The organism is Citreicoccus inhibens (assembly GCF_019039035.1).
Lineage (GTDB): Bacteria > Myxococcota > Myxococcia > Myxococcales > Myxococcaceae > Citreicoccus > Citreicoccus inhibens.
On the sequence record NZ_JAHNZT010000089.1, the window covers coordinates 1 to 4,950 of the forward strand.

Consider the following 4,950-nt stretch of genomic DNA (forward strand, 5'->3'; position numbering starts at 1 on the left):
CTTGAAATGGGAGGGCTACCAGGGGATGCGCGCCTACTATGCTCGGGGTATGGCCTTCGAGCGGACCATGGTCGCCATCCTGGAGGCGGACGCAGCGTTGCCCCGGGCGCAGCGGCGCTGGCTCGGCAACTTCGATCAGCCGCGTATCGAGACGCACGTGGGCGTGTCGAAGGCAGACCTCCGCTATGCCGATGTCCTCGTTATCGAGGAGCGCCCCTCACCTAGTCAGCCGCCTCGAGTGGAGACCTTCAGCTTCAAGAGTCGAAACCTCGCTGCTCTGGACGAGGACGCGCTGCCAGTGCAGTTGAATACGGACGCTAGTAACGCCATGAAGTACTACGGCGGAACGCTGCAGATTCTTCGGGACGGTATGCGACAGCAAGCGGAGGTGCGGCGGGTGCGCCTTGTGTATGAGGGTAGGGCGCTGCTGCCCCCAAAGCGAGTAGTTCTAAACAACGCGGTTGACGCGACGCAGAGCAACGTCAAGGGCGTCGAGGTGCTGTTTCAATGAAAGTGCTGACGCTGCGTGACCTGAATAAGGTGGATAGCCTGCGCTTTTCGTTTGCTGGAGCCTATGACCCGCGGAATGGGCTTGAGCGCGCAGTGGCGCCGTTCCTTGATGCCCTAGAAAAATACGCCAACGGATGTGTGCCGAATTTCGTCAAGACATCCCGGAAGCGGAAGTACTCGCGAGAGGCGGTGTGGCGAGCGCTAGAGGAGCGGCGAAATGAGTACGGAGCGATCATCGGCCTCATTCGCACGGAGAATCCCAACGTGTCGTTGGTTCTCAATCTCGGGCCGGTGGACGAACATTCCACTCTGAGAGCTAGCCTTAGTGCGCAGCCACTCTCATTCTTCGACGAGGTGGAGACTTGTCGCGGCTTTGAGGCAGCGGCCCGTGCTTGGGCTTCCTGGTACCCTTCGGAGTACGCCACAGCGCACAGCTTGGCTGATCTAGAGCTTGCGGATGCCCCCGCTTTCGGTCGCGACGATGAGACATGGAAGCGGGATGGGTTCGACAAGATTTATGAGCTATTCTGGCTGAACATCTTCGGTCCGAAGTTGGTGGCGTCCGTTGGCCGCGAGCGAATGCTGTCGACGCCCGCGCATCTCGTGGAGGAGCTTCCCAACGGCTCTGTCCTCCTGGTGCTGTGGCCAACTCCCGCCGAATTCGCCAGCGAGGAGGCGCGCGTGGTGCAGGCCCGGGCCCATGTTCACCTGCGGCCGGACCTCGACTTCGACACGGTGCTCCGCACGCTGCGGGAGCGCAGCGCCGCGCTCGTACCCGTCGAGCCGCTCTTCCACCCGGATATTGCGCCGCTCCTGTCGCGACTGCCGGACGAGTTCGCCATCAGCGAACGGCAACGGAAGATTGCCGAACTCAACGCCTTCCGGCCCCCCGAACCTGAGGAATGGATGCCAGTCGCGTTGCCGTCAGACGTAGCGAGTCCAGAGCGTATCCTCGAATCCTATGGAGACTTGTCCGAAGGTCTCGTGGCTGTCCTTCACACGGAAGTGCCCTCCATCATGGACGAGACGCCCGAGTCGCTCACGGACCTCGACTTCCACTTCTGGAAAACCCATTTTCCCGAGCGCTATACGCGCGACGTCATCGAAGGGCATACGATACCGGCGTTAGGCGTCTACCTGGGAGATGTCCTCGTGCGACGGTTGGGCGGGACGTGGGTGTTGCGCGAGAAGATGGATGAGTCCCAGGTGCGGGTGGGCAAGCGCGTCTGGCTGCCCTTCCTCCGGGCGCGCCGATACATGCAGTCCCGCCAGTCGCTGCTGGAGTTCTCTCTCACTCAGTATTTCAAAGAGGCGGAGCGGTACCGGCCCTGACTGGGGCTTCCTCCCTGTGTGGTGGACGCCAACCGCTGATTCCTTAGCTCGGCTGCCCTCTCCGCGAAAGGGGGCGTCCGGAATGAGCTGCACCTGAATGAGCTGGTGTGGTTCCTGAGGGCGACTTCCGAGTGGGAATGAGTTGTCTTGAGCTTCGCGCACTGCTGCGGCAATGCGGGGGGAGGCTACATCAGCGTCGGGCCGGTCGCTTGGCCCTCCGGAAGATGCTCCTCCCGGAGGGCCTTGTCGGCGGAGTTACGGGCTGACCGAGTAGCTTCCGCTCCATGCCCCGTAAGAGAGCGTGGTGATGCCATTACGAGTACTGCCCGTATAGCTGCCTTGTCCTGGCCGGATGGTGATGAGCACCACTCCGCCGCCGGTGGAGATTACGCCCGCGTGTACCGCTGCCGCGCAGACACTGGAGTCGTCCGTATAGGTATCCGTCCCCCATACCGTTCCACCGCTAACTGTGGGGCAGCTGCAACGGAGCGCCGTCCCATTCTGTCCGCGGTACGACGTGAAGTCGTAGCTCGTGCAATTAGCGGGTGGCGTCACGCTGGCGATGGAGAGACTTCCGTTCCATGCGCCGTAGGAGAGCGTGGTGATTCCATTGCGGGTGCTGCCCGTGTAGCTGCTCTGTCCCGGTCGGATGGTGACGAGGACTGTCCCTCCGCTGGAGGGAATTGCGGCGGTGTGCACCGCAGCCGCGCAGACATCCGAGTCATCGGTATAAGTGTCCGTCCCCCAAACGGAGCCAGAGCCTGCGCCGGGACAACTGCAGCTGATTTGCGTCCCGTTCTGACCGCGGTATGCCACGAAGTTGAGGCTGGAGCAGGCTGCGACGCCGCCGGTGCCATAGAGATAACCCAGTGCGGTGATGTCGGTGCTGGTCCATTCGCCAGTTTCAGTTGACCGGAAACAGGAGTTCATGATCGACCCGCCGACGACGGCAGTGGCAGGCGTCCCGGGGATGAGGATGGCTCCAACGCCCGAATCCCCCTCATCTCCGCCGGAGCCGCAGCTGATGCTGCGATTGTAGTAGTCCGAATGGCGGAATCCGATGGTATGGCCCAACTCGTGGGTGATGACGTGCTTGTTCACGTTTAGGCTGTACGTGTTAAGTCCTGTTCCGATGTTGATGACTCCGTAGGGTAGACCACCTGAGGGGAAGCCCGCGGAGCCGCCAGTGCCGGCCATGGTTTGCGCAGTGATATTCGCGGTGCAGCCCGTAGTCGGTCCACGCGCGAATGTGAGCCGGAGTGCTCGCGCGTTGTAATTGGCAATGGCTAGGTCGAGCCCCTGGCTCAGCATGGGATAAGTGTTGAAATCGGCGGTGGGATTGACGCAGATTTTCGTTACGCCCGTGCCCACTTGGTTGGTGGTGCGGTATTGCTCCTCACTCGTCTCGTTTGCCTGGAGCATCTCGCGCGAAGCTTGGAGGGTGATATGGGCGTCGCGCCCGACGTACACGTTGCCGTCGGCGACCATGATGTCGTTGAGGGGAAAGCCAGCCTCAAGCAGGTTGGAGATGACCTCCTCATTGACGTCTTGCTCCGTCTCAGGGGCTCCGCCACAACCGAGCAGCAATGCGCTACAGGCAGCGACGAGGAAAACTGTCTTCTTGAGCATGGGGCCTCTTGAGTTTCTGACTGCGAGGAATGCGCCGAAGGACTGGGATTCCAAAATCCATGCGGCGCCGCAGAGAGCATCTCTCGGAAATTTGTCAGAACAATAGGGCAAATGGACTCGTGCAAGCTGTCTGAATTGTGCGAATTGCAGTAGCGGAGGGTCGTGTGGGCCCGGGGCAGTTCTGACCTTGGGTTGGCTAGCCTGTGTTGTTGTTGGAAGGCTGGTCCTGAATGTGCAACAGCTTAGAGGCCCTCCGGGTATTCCGGAGGAGAGCCGTGCGCGATGCGGCGGTGATGATGCTCGAAGGGCTGAAGTCCCGAAACGAGCGCGCTTCCGTGGGCGCGGACAAGGGCTACGACACGGCGGACTTCGTCGCCGACTGCCGACGCATGGGAGTGACGCCCTACATTGCCCAAACCACGGACACTCGACGGCGCTCGGCCATCGACAGGCGAACGACGAGGCCCGCCGGCTACGCCCTCAGCCAGCGGATACGGAAGCGAATCGAAGAGGTCTGGGGCTGGATGAAGACGGTGGGCGGCTTCCGCAAGACGCGTTTCAAAGGCTGGGAGCGGACGGAGTTGGCGGCCTACCTGGTGGGTGCCGCGTACAACCTGGTGCGGATGGCGGGGTTGACCGCCGCATAGGCTCCCTTCGCCCTCCGCCACCCCAAAAGACAAGGTTGAGAACAGACGCAACGAGAGGCCCGGTCTCATGCCTGCAAACCGGGCTTCTTCAACACCCTGCTAGGCGAGAGCGGGCTGCGCGTGGGTTCCGCGGGAGGTGTCGATGGGCCGGGGCAGGGTGGGCTTGTCAAGCCAACCGGAACGTTGACCCGCACCGCGTCGGGTAGCGCCGCGAGGGAGGTGCGCCAGATTGCGCCCAGGGTTTCACCTGTCACACTGCGTGGTGAACGGAGGGACTGGATGGCTTGGTTTCGGTGGTTCGCGTGCGGCGTGGGTGTCTCGCTGGTGTTGGGTGGATGTGCCCGGAACGTGCGGCCGGTGGCGCCGGTGGAGCCGGAGTCGCCGCTCTCGTCCGAGCACGTCCTGGCCCTGACGTGGCAGGACGCGGCAGCGCGAGCGCGTGCGCTGCTGGATGCTCGGGGGCTGCGGTTCGAGCCGGAGCGCGAGGGCGGTCTGCCGAGGACCGACTGGCGCGCCGAGCCCATGGGCGGATCCACGCCGGCCACGTTCACCCGCTATGTCATCGCGGGCAGTCGCGTGGATGCCGAGCGCTCCGTGCTGCGCATCTTCCGCGTGACAAGCCCGTCTCGTACCGAGTTGCCGCCCGGGCGCGTGCAATGGACGCGAGACGAGGCACTGGAGCAGGAGGTGGCGTCGGGGCTGTCGCCTGGCGCGGTGGTGGACGCGGACGTGTCCAACCTTCAGCCTCGAGGCGCGCTGCCGCTCGTGCGGGACGCGAACTTCTACGCCGAGAGTTGGAAGGCGGAGGCCACGGGTGGGCTGGCGCGCCGCA

3 protein-coding genes and 2 pseudogenes are annotated in these 4,950 nt (G+C 63.2%); 4 read left to right on the forward strand and 1 reads right to left on the reverse strand.

Annotation, left to right across the window (positions count from 1 at the left end; all coding sequences use genetic code 11):
• Both KRR26_RS36115 and KRR26_RS36120 read left to right on the forward strand, forming a co-directional pair.
• Positions 1 to 511 (forward strand): annotated as a pseudogene (locus tag KRR26_RS36115) (hypothetical protein); the annotation flags it as partial.
• A complete protein-coding gene (locus KRR26_RS36120; protein WP_217082152.1) occupies positions 508 to 1,842 on the forward strand; it encodes a hypothetical protein in 1,335 nt (444 codons plus the stop codon). The pseudogene KRR26_RS36115 and the gene KRR26_RS36120, both read left to right, overlap by 4 nt.
• A 255-nt stretch (positions 1,843 to 2,097) precedes the next feature.
• Here the strand turns inward: KRR26_RS36120 and KRR26_RS37775 are convergent, their stop codons facing one another.
• On the reverse strand, positions 2,098 to 3,471 hold the full coding sequence (locus tag KRR26_RS37775) for a M57 family metalloprotease (RefSeq protein WP_217082153.1): 1,374 nt from the start codon (positions 3,469 to 3,471) through the stop codon (positions 2,098 to 2,100).
• A gap of 275 nt (positions 3,472 to 3,746) precedes the next feature.
• Here KRR26_RS37775 and KRR26_RS36130 point away from each other — a divergent pair, with 275 nt between their 5' ends.
• Positions 3,747 to 4,118 carry a transposase gene (locus KRR26_RS36130; protein WP_407931764.1) on the forward strand — a complete coding sequence of 124 codons (372 nt, stop codon included), beginning with the start codon at positions 3,747 to 3,749 and terminating at the stop codon, positions 4,116 to 4,118.
• Positions 4,119 to 4,397: 279 nt separating this feature from the next.
• Positions 4,398 to 4,950 (forward strand): annotated as a pseudogene (locus KRR26_RS36135) (hypothetical protein); the annotation flags it as partial.